Annotated in this window: 20 protein-coding genes; 8 read left to right on the plus strand and 12 right to left on the minus strand. The window is 40.0% G+C overall.

Going from position 1 to position 20,688, the window contains the following annotated elements; genetic code table 11:
- Positions 1–3 precede the first annotated feature (3 nt).
- Together HHA43_RS04215 and HHA43_RS04220 are read right to left on the minus strand one after the other, a co-directional pair.
- A complete protein-coding gene (locus tag HHA43_RS04215; RefSeq protein ID WP_004970719.1) occupies positions 4–1,320 on the minus strand; it encodes a hypothetical protein in 1,317 nt (438 codons plus the stop codon).
- Between the two features lie 63 nt (positions 1,321–1,383).
- Complete coding sequence (locus HHA43_RS04220; RefSeq protein ID WP_168541795.1) at positions 1,384–1,902, minus strand: hypothetical protein; 519 nt, start codon at positions 1,900–1,902, stop codon at positions 1,384–1,386.
- 254 nt (positions 1,903–2,156) lie between these two features.
- On the opposite strand from HHA43_RS04220, the gene mrdA reads away from it, so the two are divergent.
- The 4 genes from mrdA (at position 2,157) to ykgO (ending at position 5,861) form a co-directional block, all read left to right on the plus strand.
- Complete coding sequence (gene mrdA, locus HHA43_RS04225; protein ID WP_168417825.1) at positions 2,157–4,247, plus strand: penicillin-binding protein 2; 2,091 nt, start codon at positions 2,157–2,159, stop codon at positions 4,245–4,247.
- Positions 4,248–4,250: 3 nt separating this feature from the next.
- A complete protein-coding gene (gene rsmD, locus HHA43_RS04230) occupies positions 4,251–4,808 on the plus strand; it encodes a 16S rRNA (guanine(966)-N(2))-methyltransferase RsmD (RefSeq protein WP_168417826.1) in 558 nt (185 codons plus the stop codon).
- Between the two features lie 109 nt (positions 4,809–4,917).
- Positions 4,918–5,646 (plus strand): sulfite exporter TauE/SafE family protein, encoded by a 729-nt coding sequence (locus HHA43_RS04235; RefSeq protein ID WP_019837835.1) that lies wholly within the window; start codon positions 4,918–4,920, stop codon positions 5,644–5,646.
- 92 nt (positions 5,647–5,738) lie between these two features.
- Positions 5,739–5,861: a type B 50S ribosomal protein L36 gene (gene ykgO, locus HHA43_RS04240; protein ID WP_084792804.1), complete on the plus strand. Its 123-nt coding sequence runs from the start codon at positions 5,739–5,741 to the stop codon at positions 5,859–5,861.
- Between the two features lie 50 nt (positions 5,862–5,911).
- On the opposite strand, the gene HHA43_RS04245 is transcribed toward ykgO, so the two are convergent.
- Entirely contained in the window at positions 5,912–6,496 is a 585-nt protein-coding gene (locus tag HHA43_RS04245) for a 1-acyl-sn-glycerol-3-phosphate acyltransferase (RefSeq protein WP_171525564.1), read from the minus strand.
- Positions 6,497–6,880: 384 nt separating this feature from the next.
- Between HHA43_RS04245 and HHA43_RS04250 the strand changes: the two genes are divergently transcribed.
- Positions 6,881–7,708, plus strand: coding sequence for a copper resistance protein NlpE N-terminal domain-containing protein (locus HHA43_RS04250; protein WP_168541798.1), 828 nt, complete (start codon positions 6,881–6,883; stop codon positions 7,706–7,708).
- A gap of 107 nt (positions 7,709–7,815) precedes the next feature.
- Here the strand turns inward: HHA43_RS04250 and HHA43_RS04255 are convergent, their stop codons facing one another.
- Entirely contained in the window at positions 7,816–9,417 is a 1,602-nt protein-coding gene (locus tag HHA43_RS04255; protein ID WP_168417830.1) for an isocitrate lyase, read from the minus strand.
- A 648-nt stretch (positions 9,418–10,065) separates the two neighbouring features.
- On the opposite strand from HHA43_RS04255, the gene HHA43_RS04260 reads away from it, so the two are divergent.
- Complete coding sequence (locus tag HHA43_RS04260; protein WP_168417831.1) at positions 10,066–11,055, plus strand: LysR family transcriptional regulator; 990 nt, start codon at positions 10,066–10,068, stop codon at positions 11,053–11,055.
- A 128-nt stretch (positions 11,056–11,183) separates the two neighbouring features.
- The gene (locus tag HHA43_RS04265; protein WP_168417832.1) at positions 11,184–12,512 is read left to right on the plus strand and encodes a hemolysin family protein; all 1,329 of its coding nucleotides are present in this window, start codon (positions 11,184–11,186) and stop codon (positions 12,510–12,512) included.
- Between the two features lie 78 nt (positions 12,513–12,590).
- On the opposite strand, the gene HHA43_RS04270 is transcribed toward HHA43_RS04265, so the two are convergent.
- The 4 genes from HHA43_RS04270 to HHA43_RS04285 all read right to left on the minus strand — a co-directional run bounded on the left by HHA43_RS04270 (position 12,591) and on the right by HHA43_RS04285 (position 15,765).
- The gene (locus HHA43_RS04270) at positions 12,591–13,097 is read right to left on the minus strand and encodes a hypothetical protein (RefSeq protein WP_168417833.1); all 507 of its coding nucleotides are present in this window, start codon (positions 13,095–13,097) and stop codon (positions 12,591–12,593) included.
- Positions 13,098–13,268: 171 nt separating this feature from the next.
- Entirely contained in the window at positions 13,269–14,165 is an 897-nt protein-coding gene (locus tag HHA43_RS04275) for a helix-turn-helix transcriptional regulator (RefSeq protein WP_168417834.1), read from the minus strand.
- Positions 14,166–14,331: 166 nt separating this feature from the next.
- Positions 14,332–14,514 carry a hypothetical protein gene (locus tag HHA43_RS04280; protein WP_168417835.1) on the minus strand — a complete coding sequence of 61 codons (183 nt, stop codon included), beginning with the start codon at positions 14,512–14,514 and terminating at the stop codon, positions 14,332–14,334.
- 258 nt (positions 14,515–14,772) lie between these two features.
- On the minus strand, positions 14,773–15,765 hold the full coding sequence (locus tag HHA43_RS04285; RefSeq protein ID WP_168417836.1) for an NAD(P)H-quinone oxidoreductase: 993 nt from the start codon (positions 15,763–15,765) through the stop codon (positions 14,773–14,775).
- 135 nt (positions 15,766–15,900) lie between these two features.
- On the opposite strand from HHA43_RS04285, the gene HHA43_RS04290 reads away from it, so the two are divergent.
- On the plus strand, positions 15,901–16,227 hold the full coding sequence (locus HHA43_RS04290) for a thioredoxin family protein (RefSeq protein WP_168417878.1): 327 nt from the start codon (positions 15,901–15,903) through the stop codon (positions 16,225–16,227).
- A 41-nt stretch (positions 16,228–16,268) separates the two neighbouring features.
- Here the strand turns inward: HHA43_RS04290 and HHA43_RS04295 are convergent, their stop codons facing one another.
- From HHA43_RS04295 to HHA43_RS04310, 4 genes are all read right to left on the minus strand, one after another.
- The gene (locus HHA43_RS04295; RefSeq protein WP_168417879.1) at positions 16,269–18,110 is read right to left on the minus strand and encodes a GGDEF domain-containing protein; all 1,842 of its coding nucleotides are present in this window, start codon (positions 18,108–18,110) and stop codon (positions 16,269–16,271) included.
- A gap of 161 nt (positions 18,111–18,271) precedes the next feature.
- Positions 18,272–18,613, minus strand: a complete 342-nt coding sequence (locus tag HHA43_RS04300; RefSeq protein WP_168417837.1) for an FKBP-type peptidyl-prolyl cis-trans isomerase — start codon at positions 18,611–18,613, stop codon at positions 18,272–18,274.
- Between the two features lie 114 nt (positions 18,614–18,727).
- A complete protein-coding gene (locus HHA43_RS04305) occupies positions 18,728–19,258 on the minus strand; it encodes a YaeQ family protein (protein WP_168417838.1) in 531 nt (176 codons plus the stop codon).
- 94 nt (positions 19,259–19,352) lie between these two features.
- Entirely contained in the window at positions 19,353–20,375 is a 1,023-nt protein-coding gene (locus tag HHA43_RS04310; RefSeq protein WP_168417839.1) for a CobW family GTP-binding protein, read from the minus strand.
- Between the last annotated feature and the right edge of the window lie 313 nt (positions 20,376–20,688).

Genomic DNA, 20,688 nt, shown 5'->3' on the forward strand with positions numbered 1-20,688 from the left:
CTCTTATAAGAAAGCGACAAACAAATGTATTAAACCAGCAATAAAACCAGTTACACCACCCAAGACAATTAAAATCCACTCATCTTCCTGAAAGGCAGGACGCAAGAGATTCTGGAATTCTTTTGGCGTCAGTTCACGAATACGATCTCTGAACATTTGATAAATTTTCTGTGCACGGCTCGCATTAAAGGCAGGGTCGCATACAGGCACCATCGTAATTTCAATCGAACGATCAATCAAGTCAGTCTTGAGTTTGGCATACTCTTTTGGCCCCAAAGACAACTGTAAAGAGGTACGAACCAATGGTGTTTCCATAATTTCGTTGATGTGGCGTTTGACAATACGGCGGGTTTTGTCTTTTTTACTGCCATACATCATTTCAGTCATAATCGATTTTAACGTAATCAGATCTTCTGTGACTACCGTTGCAAACACATCCGAGACTTCTTCTTGGCGTTTCATGAACGCACCCTGAATATTATAAGTCCCAATGCGTGGAATCACTGGCTTAATCCATGGAAATTGACGATTTTCAGTCAATTTAAAGAACTGCGGATATTTCACGTAATGTGGTTCGACTGGGTTAAATACCATCCAAATCGCAATCCAGTTGGTCAAGAAGCCCCAAATTGCCGCCCAAAATGGAACCGTCCAGTGCCATGGTACAAGAAACCAAACAATCATTTGGAAAATACCAAAGAACATCCCAATCAATGCACTGATATGCCAAATAAAGTTAATTTCTTTTTGACCGACTTTTAGGAACATACGCACCATTAAGCGGCGATCACCTTCCATTTGGCTGACCACCATTTCACGCATATCCACCAAGGATTCAACATTCAAGGTCAGTTCAGTCACCAATTCACGCAGCACACCTGGCAATTGTTTATGCGCCTGTGCGTAAATACGGCGTTTAATCGAATACGGTAGGTTTTCCCAAAGCACAGCATTGCGGTCTAACATGACCTCATCAATTAAGTGCTCAAGTTCAAAACCCACTTGCTCACCAATAATACGCGCCATATCTTCAGGGTCCATAGCATTGAGAAACTCACGCAATGAACCTAATTTTGACAATGTGTTATCGGTAATGATGCCTGAAATACGCCCTGCTTTACGCGGTACAATCCCCTGCCATCCCACAGGAATAGGCCCAAGGTGAAAGCCCCAAAAGCTAATTGGATAGAACACCATTTTTAGTGCCATCCACACGTGCGCCCAAGTCACAAAAGCAGTCACAGGAATAATACTGAGCACGGCCCAAAAATCTGGACGATTCAAAAAGGTTTGCCACAACTGATTGACGTACTCAAGCATGCATTTTTTCCATATTTAGTTCTAATTACAAGATTCTAAAGTAGTTAAAAGTCACTATTCTGACTACAAACCCATACTGAGCGTATAGGAAAATTGTAGTCTAGGCTCAGTTTCCGCAATCACTCGCCCTTGTCGATCTTCCAATTTTTCACCTGCGCCAATGCCAACACTAAAGCTACTGATGCGTTCAGGGCCCAGTAATACATAAGCCAGATCAATGCCTGCACCTAAACGCGCTTTTTCTTCACCATCCACCCATTTAGATTCTAGGTGTCCTGCGTAAGCGCCAATATAATAACCATTTTTGTCTTTACCTGTGAGGTGGTATGGGTAACGAAAACCTGTTTGCCCACCGACTTCATGGTCACCATTTAAAAAAGCCCCCGCTTTTAGATAGGCAATGCCATAAGGATTGACCCATTCACCATTCAAATGCAGTAATTTTTGGGTAATACCCGCCCCTACATTCCAGGTTTTTGCGCTATCTGCGCTAATTTTTGCTTCAGGTAAAAAAGCAGTGTTCCCAGCAAAGCTAAAACTTGAAAAGGCAAGTAATGCCACGAAAGAATAGACTTTTGTCATTATTGTCACCAGTGTCCATTTGTTTTAATTTTAAAAACAGTCCTGTTTTCGTGTGTTGACTCTAGCAGAATTGTCAGGATTCTTATATACAGCAAATTACAATTTTGATGTCGCTAAAGTCAAAAATTAAGATTGCGCCCATCTTCTAGGTTAAATCGGGCAATTCAGTCAAACATGGTTACTCAAAATTGCCAATAGATGCGTTAGAATAGTCCAAATTCGTTCTCCCTCATTTTTGTTAAGCCAATTTTTGTATGAAACAACACTATCCGTTAAAAAATGCTCAGCAAGAGAAGCGTATTTTTCGCAATCGCATCTTTTTTTCGGTGGGTGTTGTGGTTTTTTTCTTGCTGCTGTTGGTGGCTCGTTATGCCTTTTTACAAATTAGCGGCTACGATGAATTTGCGACTGCATCAGATAAAAACCGAATTCGGCTACAACCACTCGCACCTGCACGTGGTTATATTTATGACCGCAATGGTGTGTTATTGGCAGATAACTACCCTGTGTTCTCAGCCACTTTAAGCCGTGCAGATGTTGAAGATATTGACGATACCATTGCGCGACTGACACCTGTTTTACAACTGACAGAAGAAGATATCGATCGCTTTAAAAGTCGGATTAAAACTTCACGTAAAACTGAACGTGTATCGATCAAGCTGAATTTAAATGAATCCGATATTGCCCGCTTTAGTGAAGTGAAGTTTCAATTCCCAGGGGTCAATATTGAAACTCAAATGACGCGTTACTACCCACATGGAGAGCTATTTGCGCATGTGATTGGTTATGTCGGGCGTATTAATGATAAAGAACTGAAAGAAATTGATAAGGATGCTTATGCAGGCACCAACCTGATTGGCAAAATTGGGGTGGAAAAATCTTATGAGCATTTGCTGCACGGAGTTCCAGGCAATGAATCTGTAGAAGCCGATGCACACGGGAATGTACTGCGCAATTTAGGACGCAAAGACCCTGTACGTGGCAATGATTTGTTTTTGTCATTGGATTATGGCTTGCAAGTGGTCGCCTCTGAACAACTGGCAGAACGCCGTGGTGCAATTGTGGCACTTGACCCACGTACAGGTGAAATTTTAGCTTTAGTCTCTAGCCCAAGTTTTAACCCCAATTTATTTGTCACAGGCATCAGTCATACTGACTACTCTGCCCTGCGTGATAATTTAGATCAGCCACTGTATAACCGTGCAGTACAAGGGGTTTATCCACCTGGTTCGACCATTAAGCCCATGTTTGGCCTTGGTGGTATTCACTATGGTTATGTCGACTGGAAAACTGCCATTCAAGATTATGGCTATTTTACTTTACCGGGTGACAGCCACCGTTTCCGTGACCATAAAAAATCTGGACATGGCATTGTCGATATGCATAAAGCCCAAGTCGTGTCCTGCGATACATATTTCTATGTACTGTCCTATCGTATGGGCATTGAAAAAATGAACGATTGGATGCGTCAGTTTGGCTTTAGTGAAAAAACTGGAGTAGACCTACCAAGTGAAAGCACAGGCTTGTATCCAAACCCTGATTGGAAAATGCGTACTCGTAAAGCCAAGTGGATGAAAGGTGAAACCATTTCCGTCAGCATTGGACAAGGCGCCTTCACTTCTACCCCTTTACAATTGGCGATGGCCACCGCCATCACCGCCAACAAAGGCTTTAAAGTTACACCACACGTACTACGTGAAAGCCGTGGTGCAAAACCTTTTAAAGTTCACAATGGCACCAACGGTAAAATTGACTTTAATGGTACTGAAGAAGACTGGATTAAAATGCGTGAAGCTATGGTTGATGTGATTCAATCAGGCACAGGTAAAGGAATCAAAAGTGGTTTGCAATATTCTGTTGCAGGCAAAACAGGCACAGCACAGGTTAAAAGTATTGCACAGGGTAAACGCTATAATGAAGCATTGTTGACAGATCGTCAGCTTGACCATGGCTTGTTTGTCGGCTTTGCCCCTGCGGAAAACCCGGAGATTGCCATTGCAATTATTCTTGAAAATGGCCGTGGTGGTTCTGCCGCAACAGCCTTGGCGCGTCCAATTTTGGATTACTGGTTACTCAATAAAGATAAAAAGCCTATTCGCCCTTCTGCTGCACAAGTCAGCGGTGGTTTAATGACAGCAGGTTTAAAACCGAGCGAATTGCCAAGCGGTGAAGTGACATCAACAGTTGTGCCATCTGCCAACCCAACCAATACAGCAACAACAGCCTCACCTGCTGCAACAACTCGCTCATCCACAAATCCGAGCGCTGTAGTTCAATCTCAGCCAGCTGTGTCAAATCCATCAGCAACATCAGCATCTCCAGCAACACCCGTAGAGAGTGATTAAATTATGAAAAATCAACTGCGTATTATTGGTGGAGAATGGAAACGTCGCCAATTGGCATTTGCCTCTATTGAAGGACTACGCCCGACCCCTGACCGTGTGCGAGAAACCTTATTTAACTGGCTGATGTGGGATGTGCAAAATAGTAAAGTTTTAGACCTTTGCGCGGGCTCAGGTGCTTTGGCCTTTGAAGCACTTTCACGTGGTGCAGCACAAGTAGTGATGATTGAGCCAAATCGTACGCAGGCTGAATTTCTACAACAGAATTTAGAGTTGTTACGTGTCACTAAAGCACAGGCGCAACTCAAAGTCAGTACAGCACAACAGGCCTTAAACTCACTAAAAGGTCAGTTTGATTTGGTCTTTTTAGACCCGCCGTATAGTCTAGATTTATGGGAAGAGTTGTCACATTTAAGTGATCCGCTCATTGCAGAAAATGCTTTGATTTATGTTGAAGCAGATCGGGATTTAAACATCTTAAAACTACCAAATAGCTGGCAAAAAATAAAAGATACCAAAGCAGGTACAGTTCGTGCAGGCTTATATAGAAAGACTACGGCTTAAATTGGGCTGAATTTATCGTTTATACCTTTCTTTCACCATGCAGATTTACTGGTATTTTTAAATGTATGAATACCACTAACGAGCCTTTAACACTTAGATGAGCATCCTTATGACTTGGTTACTGTTTATCTTAGGTGCGATCATTGCAGGTTTTATTCAAGGCTTGACTGGCTTTGCTTTTGCCTTGGTGGCAATGTCATTTTGGGTTTGGGTACTCCCACCACAATTGGCTGCGCCCTTGGTGGTGTTTGCGTCCGTGTGGAGCCATTTAATTTCACTGTATAATGAACAACCACATCAACTCAGCAAACAGCTGATTTTGCCTTATCTCATTGCAGGTTTTATTGGTGTCCCTTTGGGAACGTATTTGCTAAATGTACTCAATGCCGAAACCTTTAAAATAATTTTAGGCTTATTTTTAGTGTTGTGGTGCCCAATTATGCTGCTTAACCCTCAAATTCCAGCCATTCAACGCTCAGGAAAAATTGCCGATAGCACTATTGGTTTTATTGGCGGTATTTTAGGCGGTTTAGGTGGATTTTGCGGTTCGGTACCTTCTGCATGGGTCATGCTAAAAAATCTTAGTAAAGAACAACAACGCTATATTCTGCGACACTTTAACTTTGCCATTCAGCTTTTTACACTGTTGGCTTATGCTATACAAGGTCACTTAGACACAACACAATTGCCCTACATGGCAGTAATTATCATCAGTGTGAGCCTGCCAGCAATTTTAGGTGCAAAATTATTTTATAAAATTTCTGAAAAGCAATTTAAACAAATTGTGCTGAGCTTGTTATTTGCTTCAGGCTGTTTTCTTTTACTCACCACTGTATAGATACAAATACCACAAGCGCAACAATTTCTGCTTTTCAAATCCGCTTAAATATGCAATATTATAACATTACAATATTAGGTGTTTTAAAACGTATGAAAGTTCGATCTTCATTAAAAAGTGCAAAGTCACGCGGTGATTGCCAAATTGTAAAACGTCGTGGCAAATTATTTGTGATCTGCAAATCTAACCCACGCTTTAAAGTAAGACAGGGCTAATGCCCTGTCTTTTCAATTGAGACATTCAATTTGAATGTTGATACCATCGCTTACTCTGAATAGTAACGTGTATCCACACTAAAGTTTTCAGGAAATTTAGCTTCAATTTGTGCATAAAATGCCATAATTTCAGCCATGTCCTTTTCATAATCACCCGTAGGAAAAATAATTTTACCTATACCTGTTTTCTTTTTTGCATAGTCCATATATGCCAAAGCAATAGGTACACCTGCATTTACAGCCACGTGATAAAACCCTGTTTTCCATTGTTCCTGACGCGCACGTGTTGCCTCTGGCGTGACCAACATGACCAATTTCGGATGGGTCTTAAATAAATCCGTCATTAGCTGCACCATACTTGGACGCGCTTCACCAGGTGCTTTAGGACGACGATCTATACCAATTCCACCCATGGCACGAACAAAAGGGCCAAAGGGTAATTTCATATAGCTGTCTTTAATGGTCAGACGAACATTAACACCTAAAGCCTTAAGCCCCAAACGTGCATACAGGGCATCCCAATTACTGGTATGCGGTGCGGCAATCATGACATATTGGTCTAATTCCAACGGACAATGATTATCAATTTCCCAACCCATTAAATTTAAGCTACGCTCAGCTAATTTTTCAAACACAACCACATACCCCAAATAAAGTGGACGAATTTTAGCAACTGCTGACCAAGATAAAAGTAGCATTTAAATAATAAATAGACAATTACTATATAAATGTACAAAAAAATGATGAATTTGAGATGAACAACCAGTTCTTCGCAAAGTTATTCAATTTATTGACTTGTTCCTTGCAAAATTAAATACCATGTCAAAATATCAAGGCATGATCATCAGCACGAAAAACCTAGACACTTTGAAAGATATAACAAGGTTCGTGAAGTCACTGCGGCATCTAACTTGTTATAAGTTGCAACAAATCTGCTGCAAAAATGTCGTGAATCTGCTTTTCAGACTAGACATGAACGTTTAAGGTGACAGCAAGACAGCTCTGAATCTCTAGCTTGTATGCTAAATCGTTATCATCTCACATTGACCACCCTCACCTTGCTGCTATCTGCCTGTGGTCAAACAGAAAAACATCAGGAAAATCAGGCGGCATTTGCACCTGAAAACCAAATTTTGCCTAAAGCTCAAGTCCTAGCTAAAACTGAAACTGCTACGTCTAGCACAGAAACGATTGGGCAATGGACGGGGGATTTTAAAGCCCTGCTACCTTGTGAGCGCTGCGAGCAACATGTGATTCATTTACGCTTGAATGAAGATCAAAGCTTTGAACTCAATGAAGTACAACGTTTTAAGCAACGAAGCCGTGAAAATAATGTGACAGGACATATTCAGGCAGTCATTGCCAAGACTTCATCAAATCAAGAAGCATCCACTAGTACAGCAGATCAATGGTTACTGCAAACGCAGAATGGTCACACTTATGCGACCATACAATTGACTACTTATGGTTTGGAACTGCACTTACAGCAACAACAGTCACAACACGCTGCAAAAAAAGTTCTTCTACACCCTGTAGAAAATATGCAAGTTAGCAATGCTCTAAAGCATGTAAATATTCAAGCTGAACAGGTGCAAAGTGTTGCCATCAAAGAATTGAATGATCCTGTGATTGCGCACGATTATTTTTTAGCAATTCATAACCAGTCCGATCAGACACTTAAACTCAATGCCAGTGATTTGATTTTAGTAGATCAACAGTACCATGAATACGCAGCAGTGATTGAACCTGAGTTTTTATCGCCTATTCCAGCACAGCAAAAACAGTGGATTAAAGTATCTTTTCATTACCCTGCTTCTGTACAGGCAGATGTGATCAAAATTAAATAAGCAAAACTTTGATTCATTAAAATTTTATTCAAAAATAGCTTCATCACTTTTTAACAGCCATAAAAAAACCCTGCTTACGCAGGGTTTTCTTTTAAACCATTCAGCGATTACGCGTTGAATTGGTTCATAGTGTTTTTAGCTTCGTCCGCAGCTTTAAGTGCGTTGTCACCAGAGAAGATTTCTTTGTGATCGTCACCGATGTCAGAACCAGCCATTGCTTGGTGTTTAACGCAAGAGATACCACCACGGATTTCTTTACGTTGTACGCCAGCAACATAAGCCAACATACCTTCAGAACCGAAGTAACCTTCTGCAAGCTCATGAGTAGAAAGCGCAGCAGTGTGGTAAGTCGGAAGTGTGATCAAGTGGTGGAACACACCTGCTTCACGAGAAGCATCTGCTTGGAATGTACGAACTTTTTCATCAGCATCAGCAGCTAATTCAGTGTTGTCGTACTCAGCGCTCATTAATTTAGCACGGTCGTAAGCAGAAACGTCTTTACCTTCAGCAACCCAACGATCGTAAGCTTGTTGACGGAAGTTTAAAGTCCAGTTGAACGATGGAGAGTTGTTATAAACAAGCTTCGCATTTGGAACAACTTCTTTCACACGGTTAACCATGTGTGCAATTTCTTCTACGTTTGGAGTCGCAGTTTCGATCCAAAGAAGGTCAGCACCGTTTTGTAAGCTAGTTACACAGTCAAGTACAACGCGGTCAATTTGAGTGCCTTCACGGAATTGGTACAAGCCAGAAGCTAAACGCTTAGGACGGTGTAATTTACCATCACGCTTGATAAGAATTTCGTCTTCTTTCGCTTCAGAGATGTCAATTTCTTGAGTGTCTAAGTAGCTGATGTATTGAGAAGCGATGTCGCCTGGCTCTTTAACCACTGGGATTTTTTGAGTCAAGTCAGCGCCTTCAGAGTCAGTACGTGCAACGATGATACCGTCGTCAAGACCCATTTCTAAGAACGCATAACGTAAAGCGTGGATTTTAGCGATGAAGTCTTCGTGTGGAACAGTTACTTTACCAGCTTGGTGACCACATTGTTTAGCGTCAGAAACTTGGTTTTCGATTTGTAGTGCACAAGCACCCGCTTCGATCATTTTCTTAGCAAGTAAGTAAGTTGCTTCTTCGTTACCGAAACCAGCGTCGATGTCCGCAATGATTGGCACAACGTGAGTTTCAAAGTTGTCGATTTGTGCAGTGATTTCAGCAGCTTTAGCAGTGTCACCAGCGTCTTGTGCTTTTTTAAGTGCACGGAACAAATCGTTTAATTCTTTTGCGTCAGCTTGACGTAAGAAAGTGTAGATTTCTTCGATCAATGCAGGAACAGAAGTTTTTTCGTGCATAGATTGGTCAGGAAGAGGACCGAATTCTGAACGAAGTGCAGCAACCATCCAACCAGAAAGGTAGATATAACGGCGCTCAGTAGTACCGAAGTATTTTTTGTTCGCAATCATTTTTTGTTGCGCAACAAAACCGTGCCAGCAACCTAAAGATTGAGTGTATTTGCTTGAATCAGCATCATAAGCAGCCATATCACGACGCATAATCGCAGCTGTATATTTAGCAATGTCTAAACCAGTTTTGAAACGGTTTTGCATTTGCATACGCGCAGCATCTTCAGGACTGATGTCTGCCCAAGTGTTGCCGAATTTTGCTTTTAATTCGCGGATTGCATCAATCGCTGTTTGGTATGTAGACATGATATTTTACCCTGTAATATTATTTAGGATTTATCAATCGAAGGCTAAATCGCGCTTATGCTTGATTGCTCAGATTTAGAGCACTTCGTTACGATGAATACAGAGTAGATTGACTGAATGAATTAATCCAATATTCTCGTGTAATTCTCGGTATTTTTTAAAAAAATGTATAGATCAAAGTCTTACTCTGACAAGCTCACAAAAAACTAAACCATTGTTTTAAATTGTATTAATTTTAAAAAACCATAAATATCTTTGCTTACAAATTCATCTTTTTGAAGATAATTTATTCATTAGACTTAAGTCTTGCGTTTCTAAAAAAATACTTGCATTGGCCATTTCTGCCATTTTTTAGATAAAATTTGATGATATTCAATTCAATACAACTGCATAGATTTCACTCAAAAGCTTTGTTTTATTATCAGTTTTGCCAATGCTTATTGGCATACACGCTTTTAAAATACTGCAATTAGAAAAGTAATGCGCTTGTACACATATTTCATTCAGAAATAGTCAGGACTTTGGCTGTTTTTATTGCCATTTTTTGCTGTTTATCTCGTCGTTTTTTTCATCATAATTTCTACACAAGCCATACAGCTTATGGCATAATCCCTATAATTTATTGATTTTATTTTCGGTATTTATTTTATGAATCTGGAGCGGGTTGATCTTAATCTATTAATTTATCTTGATGTCTTACTTCGTGAAAAAAATGTAACACGTGCTGCAGAACAATTAGGGGTCACCCAACCTGCCATGAGTAATATTTTACGTCGTTTACGCAATTTATTTAATGATCCCCTGCTAATTCGTTCTTCTGAAGGTATGACCCCTACCGAACGCGCGCTAGAACTACAACCGCGTATTCGTGATGCCTTGTCTGACCTTTCCATGATTCTGGAACCCCGTACCGAATTCCGCCCTTATACCTCTAATCGTGTTTTTCGGATTATGACATCCGACTATGCCGAAGCAACACTAGTACCGCGTTTGGTTAAAGCGTTACGTTCTGAAGCACCCAATGTTGTACTCGACTTTCTAACGCCTAGTGATGTGTCATACCGTGACATGGAACAAGGCAAAGTTGATTTGGCGATTAACCGTTTTAATGAAATTCCGCAAAGTTTTCATCAGGTTTTAGTCTGGCGTGACAGCTTCTCTTGCTTACTCAATCACAAACACCCTGCTGCCAATAATCTCAATTTAAAAAGTTATTTAGATGCTCAGCATATTTGGGTCTCTAAAACTGGTATGGGCGTTGGCTTTGGCGTAAATCCTGAAAAACAGGCTGGTTTAGGTTGGATTGACCAAGCATTAGAGCGTATTGGCCAAAAACGTAAAATTTCGGTATTTACCCGTCATTATCAAATGCCTGCTTTACTTGCCTCTAATGTCGATTTAGTTGCTACCCTGCCAACCCGAATCGCACGCTTACAAGCCAAAAGCCAAAATTTACTCATTAAAGACCCACCATTTTATATTCCAGAATTTGAATTGAAGATGGCATGGTGTCCATTGCTACATCATCACCCTGCGCACCGCTGGTTACGTCAACTGATTTTATATGTGGCACGTCAGATGATTGAGGAAGAAAATCGTGAGTTTTTAATGAATAACTCTCAATTTTCAGCCTATTAATTAAAAATTCACTGAACTTATTATTTGTAAAAGCTTATACTCAAATGAGGAATATTTCGGTATTCCTCAGCATTTTAAAAAGATTCAAATTTGTAATAGATACAATAATATAATCCACAGGTGGATTCGTGAGCCTCTTCCAGAATATCGTTATTATCTTAATACTCATTGTCGGAGCTGGTTTTTTATCCCTGACCGAAATTGCACTGGCAGGTGCGCGTAAAGTTAAATTAAAAATTTTAGCCGAATCTGGCGATGAACGTGCCCAAAAAGTATTAGACCTACAAGAAAACTCGGCTGACTTTTTTGCGGCCTCTCAAATTGGCTTAAATGCTGTTGCAATTTTAGGTGGTATTTTAGGTGAAGGTGCATTTCGTCCTTATTTCTACAACCTAGTCATGCGCTTTTATCAAGGGCCTTGGGCAGAAACCATCAGTTTTGCACTTTCTTTTACCTTGGTCACGTCACTGTTTATTTTATTTGCCGACCTGATGCCTAAACGCTTGGCCATGATTGCCCCTGAAAAAATTGCAGTGGCGGTTATTAACCCCATTCAGATTTTTATTCGGGTCTGTAAACCTTTGGCATGGATGATCAATGCCATTGCCAATGTGCTGTTCCGTTTATTTAAAGTCAACACCACCCGTGAAGATAACATTACTTTTGATGATATTTCTGCGGTGATGGATGCAGGTGCGCAGGCTGGTGTTTTGCAGAAGCAAGAGCATCACTTTATTGAAAACGTGTTTGAACTAGAAGAGCGTAACGTGCCTTCAAGTATGACCACACGTGAAAATGTGGTGTTTTTTACCTTAAAGGAATCGGAAGCCAGTATTCGACAAAAACTTGCAGAGTACCCCTATTCCAAATTTTTGGTGTGCAGTGAAAATATTGATGACGTGATTGGTTATGTGGATGCCAAAGACATTTTAGTCAGAATTCTAAACAATCAATCTTTACTACAACTGAATGAAAGCACCATCCGTAATGTTTTGACCATTCCAGATACCCTCACGCTTTCTGAATTACTCGATCGTTTCCGCTCTACCAAAGAAAAATTTGCGGTGGTGATTAACGAGTATGCCTTGGTTGTCGGTGTGATTACCCTGTCGGATATTATGATTACCGTAATGGGCGATTGGGTGACACCCATTGAAGAAGACCAGCAAATTATTAAACGTGACAATAACTCATGGTTGATTGATGGCAGCACCCCAATTGAAGACATTAAACATGCGCTGCAAATTGATGAAATGCCCGATGATGAAAATTATGAAACTATTGCAGGTTTTATGATGTATAAATTGCGAAAAATTCCACGACCTGCAGATTCTGTATTATTTGATGGTTATAAATTTGAAGTGGTCGATGTCGATCATTTTAAAATTGACCAACTCTTGGTAACGCGCATTGTAGAACCTTTGGACAACGCAAATGCTGTAGCAACAGAAGAATAACTATGTGCTAAACACGACAATAAAAAAGCACCACATCGTAAATGATATAGTGCTTTTTTATTGGGAACGATCTAAATATTAGTATTGCTTAATCAATTCATCCAATACCGCATGATAATGAATTGCAATATCTTCAGCTAAGATTTTATAAACATTATCAAATTGCACCATCGGCCAGCCTTCTTTCCAGAATGGGAAAATATTGTGCAAATCATGGGTAACCGTTGCATCTTCACGCACAATTGCCTGTGCGATCTGTGCCAAGACTTGTGCTGTTTCAGCACCATCAATGGCTAAATAATCTATGCCACGTACTTTCAAAATACGTACACGGTCTTTTTTATAACGAATTTTTTTGGCTTGTGCATCGTTCAGTTGTAAAGCCAAACTAACCGCTTCAACAAACTTGCTTTCGAAAGACTGATTCAGTGCCACCAACGCAGCTTTATGCGCTTCCTGACGACCTGCTTTCCCACCATTACGGATAATCTCTTTTGCCTCTGTATCCAATTCATCACTTTTCATGGATTGTAAAATGTCGAGTATTTCGATATCACTTAATGATTCAGGAGATTGGTCAATCATGTACTGTCCTTAGACAAAAGAGCAAAACGCTATTTTCGCACAATTTCAGCGAAAGCTCGACAGATTCCGCTGTAATAATTTTACTGCGATAACAGTAAAGTAAAAGTACATCGAACAGATCAGCAGTAATCTTAACGCCTTACAGTCATTGCTCATCTAAAAAACCTGAGATCAACAAATATAATGACTCAAGCCTTTGAGCAAATTCTCTTGTAAATGTGCCGGTTCAACAATTTTTAGATGTGGAATCCAATACCTCACCAAAGGATATAGCTGCATTTCATGGCGGATTTGGCATGAAATGAGCAGCTCACCACACGGTTTTTCTTGAAGAATTTGTTGTTCTGGAAACAGTCGCCGCTGTTTAAAATACAAAGCAACTTCTGCATCTACCGATAAACGGATTTCCTGTTTGTCATGCCCAAACCAAATGCCCTCTTCATCTTCCAACTGCTGCAAAATTTCAGTCTGATGCTCAAAGTCTTGGGCGATATGCGTATGATCAACCTGTTCAATACGGCTTAAACGGTAGACCCTTAAAGTGTCTTGATCAACTGCAGCCAAATACCAATTGCCGTGATGATGGATTAAACGATATGGCAACACTTCTCTTAAGCTACCTTTATAGGCAAATGCAACCGATTTCTTTTGCTGGATAGCTTGCGTCAAAACCTTAAAATGTTCTGCGTATTGAGTGGTGTCTTCATAATGATAACCTTTGGCTGAAAACACCAAGTTTGCCCGATGATCCATTAACTCCCTTAAAAACGAGATGTCCAAAGAAGGATATAAATCACTGATGCCCGACAACTGAGCAAAGTTCTGAATATCCTGTAATTTAAAACGGCCTAAATAAGATGAATCTAAATAATAACGCTTGCTGCGCTGGTCTTGCAGCAGAGGCAAATATGCATTCAAACGGTCAAAATCACGCTCGATGGTTCGGGTACTGACCTGAAACTCTTCTGCCAACTCCTTGACACTTAATTGATGTCCTACATTTAATTTGGTTAAAATATTGGCAAGTCGATCTGCCAAACGCTCATGTGTTGAACTCACACATTTCATAACACCCTCTTTGTGCTTTTTTCTATAGCACTGTTTTTTATCACTATAACCGTATTAAAAATAATAAAGACTTTAATTTAAAATGAAAATTCAACTAAATATATAGATTAAAACGACCTCGTATTTTTAGCACCAATGAATAAAGACTGCCAATTTCTGTGAAAATTTAATATGAATTATCACGCTTATCAGCATCTAAACGTGCGTTATAACGCTCTAAATGTAGCATTGCACTATACACGCGATGTAAATCTCCTAAATTGATTTTCTTGCGAATAATGCTTTTGTGCAACCGTTTCAAAGCAGCAAAACTATGCTGAGTACTGTAAAAAGAAGGTAGAATTTTCATGATGTTGGCCCTCTGTTGTGCAATGTTAGGATGGTATGTTTTTAATCTTTATTTGTTTGGTTGGAATTAATATACATCGCATTTTCGACAGGTTGTGTCGGATGGTTCACCATTATTTTACTTTTTGGTAAATCTTAGAAAAATAGTATTAAATTTAGAAGAATCATAATGTAATTTTTATTGAAAAATCGTATCTAAATTTGTACGCATAAAAAAACTGACCCATGGTCAGTTTTTTTGAATGATGTACGAAAAGCCTTAAAGTACTTCTACAACAACCTTACCCACATGGTCACCTGTGTCCATTTCTGCATGGGCTTGCTGAATTTGATCAAACTTAAATGTTTTGTAGATCATTGGTAAGCATTCACCTTTTTCCAATAAAGGCCATACCGTCTCTTGTAAGCCTTTGGTGATTTCTGCTTTTTCTGCCGTGTTGCGCGCACGCATGGTTGAGCCTGTAATGGTCAAACGTTTCATCATAATTTGACCCAGCTTAACCTCTTTGGCTTTTGCACCACCTAAAAATGCGATATAGACCAAGCGGCCATCACGACGTAATAAGTTTAAATTACGCTCTAAATACGGCGCACCGACAATATCTAAAATAATATCAACCCCAGCATTGTCTGTAGCAGCCTGAATTTCTTGCTCAAAGTCCTGAGTTTTATAGTTAATTGCTGTAGTGAGGTGTGAAATTGCCTGTACTTTTTCATCTGAACCCACTGTCGCAAAGGTTTTCAAACCGAGAGCATTACACAGCATTAATGCTGTTGTACCAATGCCACTGGTGCCACCATGAATAAGTGCTGTTTCGCCAGCTTTGGCTTTGCCCATTTGGAATACATTTGCCCACACAGTAAAAAATGTTTCAGGAATCGCTGCAGCCTGCACAAAACTCACGCCTGCAGGAATAGTCAAAGTTTGGCTTTCTGGTACTACACAATATTCTGCATAGCCGCCACCATTGGTTAAGCCACAAACACGATCACCCACTTTAAACTGGCTGACCTCTGCCCCTACAGCAACTACTTCACCTGCAACTTCCAAACCTGGAACAGGAGTTACTCCTTTCGGCATTGGGTACAACCCCTGACGCTGTAAAATATCTGGTCGATTCAAACCAAAAGCATGAACTTTCACTAAAACTTCATTGGCTTGCGCTGCTGGAATTGCCACGGTTTCATAGGCCAGTTTTTCTGGCCCACCTGGTTCTGTAATAATAATTTGCTGCATTGTGCTTGCGGTCATGACAAATCCCTGCTTGATTAATTGTTAAATGAATTCTGACTATTTGAACATAAAACAGTAATGCATTAAAACCCAGATCAACTTAGGTATAATTCAAATCACATGGTGTTTTCACTCATGAATAAAGGGTATGCAATGTCAGAAATTGTAGAATATAACGAAAATAATTACCGTGAATTTGAATACGAAATTGGCTTAGCGGTGATTCGTTTTTATGCACCTTGGTGTACGCCCTGCGTGCAGAATGCACCGTTTTTTATACAGCTTGCTCAGCAGTTCGATGCCTCAGTAAAATTTGGCAAAGTGAATGTAGATTTATCTTCCATTCTGACCTTACGCTATCAAGTCCTTGGTTTGCCTACTACGCTTATATTTCAAGATGGTCAAATTGTAGAGCGATTGTCTGGCAATATTTCCAATGCACAATTACAACAAAAAATTCAGGCTTATCTATCTGCCTAAAAAAGTGACCAGCGACAACATCCGTTAAGGTCACGCTTAAATTAAGATTGAACCACCACTTGATCACGCCCTGCATGTTTGGCCTGATACAAATGCACATCTGCAGTTTTCATTAAATCATCCACATGACTGTAGCTATACTCACGCGTCATCCATGCAACGCCTATACTTAAAGTCACGTATTGTTTGTGATCTTCTCTTGCGACATGCTCAAACTGTGCATCTCTTACCGCCTGCAACACGTTTTGCATCAACTGCCCAATCACATGCTGCGGAATATCATGCAGCAAAATGGCAAATTCCTCGCCACCATAACGGGCGACATAAGCGCTTTTAGGTAAGGTCGCATGTAACACCTTGACCAAATTTTGCAAAATTTGATCACCTTTTAAGTGCCCATAATGGTCATTGTATTTTTTAAAATAATCGACATCCAACATGGCAAACACCAAAATATGCCGTTTGCCCTGTAGCGTTTCTACATACAAACGCTGGATTTCTTCATTTAATGCACGGCGGTTATAAGCGCCTGTAAGTGCATCAATTTTAACCTGCATCTCTAGCTTTTCATTTAAGTTGCTTAATTGCTGGGTACGTTCCTGCACTTTAGAATCCAAAGAACTGTTGAGATTAATCAACTTCTGGTTAAGTCGCTCAATATGTAAATTGTGATAGGCATAGTTACGTGCCTGCTGAAACATAATCAACAACGCATACACACTGGTGGAAATAAAAGATAAGTGTATGGAATCGACAAGATTCAATACCAATAAAAAGTCATGAATAAACGTGGCACACAGTATAATGACCGCCCAAAAGTTGATTGCAGAATAGCTCTCTCCCAAACGAATAGTTTGATAAAACCCATACGCAAAATTGGCCAAGACGACGATAAAGAAAAAGGCGCTATAAAACGCAAGTTGCTGAAAAATGCTAGGCTCAGCCCATACCGTCACACCAATATTAAAACTGAGCAGCAACATTGCCGCACTATAAATCCAGCGGTTTAAATAATGCGTGCTGAGTAAAAACATATAACTCAGAAAGAATAAAATCGCAAAAAAGCTAAATAAGTATTCGAGTCTTAGCCCCCATGACCAGCTTAAATTCAGGAAAGTGGTATAAGCATAAGGGGCAGAAAATAAGTTATGGAGTGCCAGAAAAACGATAAACAGACCAAGAATAAAGATATGTTTGTTCTTTCCTCCCTGTGCTTGGCTAAAGGCTGAGAACATTAAAGTAAACACACCGATACCAAGTACTGCGCCACAAATCATGGCAATACTCATCATCAAACGCTGAAATTGCTGGTTGATGACACGACTAACACCAATTTTCATTGGGTTTTTTAAGCCACCTTGTAAGCCCTGAAAACTGGAGGCTTGGATGGTTAACGTAAAATATTCACTTTCAGGCACAAAATAAGCAATTCGTGGTGCATTTTCTGTTTGGTGGGTGGCAGCATCTGCCCCCACCGTGCCAACCCGCACCAAACCATCACCATTTAAAAATACTCGATACGCGCCATATTGGTTAGGAATCCAAATTGCAATCCGTTTACCTAAAAATTCTTTAGGAATTTGAAAATGCCCAATGAAAGTGCCATAGGTATTGCTATTGCCCGTCAAATCTTCAAATGATGCTGGCAATTCCACCGTCTGTGCAGACAAGACTGCGCTAGGTTCTTGAAGGAGTTGTTGTGGATAGAACAGCCATTTACCTTCTAAAAAGCTGGGATGGTCTTCTGTGAACTGAATATGATTGAGTAGTTTTTGATGTAAATAGTAAGATTCAGGTGCGGATTCATACTGCGCCCAAACATGATGTGTTGTAAGCGTACTACATAGCAACAGCAAACATATAAACGCACAAGTGCGCCACATCTGAATTAAGGCCAAAAAATATAGATCCTAAATATACCTGTTTTTTAATCTAATCGGTCTTGAGCTAAATTTGAAGTAAAAAATAAGTCATTCATACAATACTTTACATGCATCAGATGAATGACTTATGACCAACGATGTTCAACCAAGATCAAATAAAATTATTGATCGCGTGTTTTCACATCGTAAAGTTCAATTTCAAAAATTAAATTCGAGTTAGCTGGAATAATATTGCCCATTTTGCGCTCACCATAAGCCAAATGTGCAGGTACGATTAACTTACGTTTACCGCCAACTTTCATGCCCATAATGCCTTGATCCCAGCCTTTGATGACACGACCTGTGCCAATCACCGTTTCAAAAAAATTTCCACGGTCAAGTGATGAGTCAAACTTGGTTCCGTCTTCCAACCAACCCGTATAATGTGTGGTAATTAAAGCACCTTTAACCGCTTCTTTACCTTCACCCACCACTAAATCAATAATTTCTAATTCTGCACTCATGCGGATCTCCAAATATAAATGGTCATGTAATTAACATAGACCACAAAGGATTAAATTTTAAAATCAAATGTCTGACTGATTTCCAACCAAATTACAGCAGACTATTGCAAAAGATTATTGCAACTGTGTCCACTCAATCTGAGCCTGCGCCTGATCACCTATCAACGTCCATTCACCATCCATTACATTCAGCTGTAATTGCATGGTGCGTTCGCACAGCGCTTGAATGGCTTCAGTGCTCGCTGCAGACAATTGCCAAACTTCTACATTATTTAAACTTTTGATTTTACTGTTGCGTTTGTACCACTCATCTACCGATGAGCCATAAGCAATAATAGCCACCTGCTTACAACGTGCACTGGCTTTTTTGACTTTGTCTTCGTCTGGGCAGCCTACTTCAATCCATTTTATCAATTGACCTGTTAAGTCTTTTTCCCACAAGGCAGGCTCATCGGTTTCAAACAAATCTTTGGTAAATTCCAAAACTTCGTCTGCATAACGGGCAAAAGCCAAAATGCGCACCATCAGGCGTTCAATGGTTTCAGAAGGATGCAATGCCATTGTTAGTTGATAGTCACCATATTGATGCACATCCATATTGGCAATGTTCAAATCTGCTTTATAAATTGTCGCTTTTAGCGCCATTGTGCTGTTCCCAAAACCAAGTCAAATTTGCCGCTAAGCATAATAGATTTTAGTTTTTTTTGCTGCATTGATTGCAGTTCAATCTGCACCTTAATCATTCATTTAATGTGTCATTTGCAAGCTGACAGGCCAATAATTCTGCTTCAAATGCCTGCCAGTCACGTGCTGTTTGATAAATAATTTCGATGCGGTTATCAATTCCCTCTTCGGTAGATTGATAGTTGAATTGCTCAGGATTGAAGTTAAAACTTTGCCAACCTTGATTGGTGTTAAAAATTCCTTTAATGCGTAACCAGTCTTGTTGCTCACACAGCAAATCTAACAGTGGATAAAAGTCGAATTGCCAACGTTTTGGAAATTTCCAGCCCGCCACCGAATAGCCCTGAGCACTTTCTACATAATGATATGGCAACTGTTTAATTTCTGCTTCAGATGTATTTGCAGCTGGGATCAGCGTTTTTTGTAATTTTAATAAGGGCTGAATTTTGCGTTGTGTGCCTACATACAGTTGATCAATTTCTGCCAAAGTAATATTGCCTTGTGCTGCTTTCAGCCACCTTTGAGCATAGGCTTGATACTCGTGTTGCAATTGCACCAGCGCCTGTTCGTCTACAGCCTGCATTTGATCTGCATGTGACACCACTATAATTTGCGCAGCTTTCAGTTGATCTGCATATAGGTTTTGCTGTGACCATGCATGATCGTGCAAACGTGATCCATCGACCACAGTCACCAAAGCACGCATAGATAAATGTGTATGCCAATGCGGTTCAGTTAGTTGCTCCAACAATTGTGCAGGATGGCCCAAGCCTGTTGGCTCTATAAATAAACGGTCAGGTTGGGTTTCAGACAATAAACGCGATAAAGCAATTTGCATAGGTAGTTGACTGCTACAACATAAACAACCACCCAGTAATTCTTTCACTTGATAGCCTTGCTGTTGCGGCAACAATTGCTGATCTACTCCAATTTGACCAAATTCATTCATCAGCACAGCCCAGACCTCATGTTCTGGCTTTTGACTGAGCAATTGTTTTAATAAGGTGGTTTTGCCTGCACCCAAAAATCCAGAAATAATATGGGTCGGAACTGCTTTTTGTGGTGCAATTAATTTCAAAACAAACTCACTGTATTAAAGTACAAACAACAGCAAGCATGCTAAGCAAGTTTAGTTTTAAGTTCAATCTGAATCTGAATACGTGAAAATTTGGGCTATAAAATAAGTTTATTGAAAGATTCTCTTACATTTAGCCAGCCTGAATTACGCAATAAATTGCACGAAATTTCCAGCTTTCCACTGATCGATGTAATGTTTTATTGCTGCACCAGCAATTTCCTTTGGGAAAAGACGCTTACTTTGACGAAATTTAGCTGCAATTTTAAAACAAAATTTACCAAATTCTTACCTGCTCATCATCATTGTGATGTTC

The organism is Acinetobacter sp. A2, from assembly GCF_012371325.1.
Lineage (GTDB): Bacteria > Pseudomonadota > Gammaproteobacteria > Pseudomonadales > Moraxellaceae > Acinetobacter.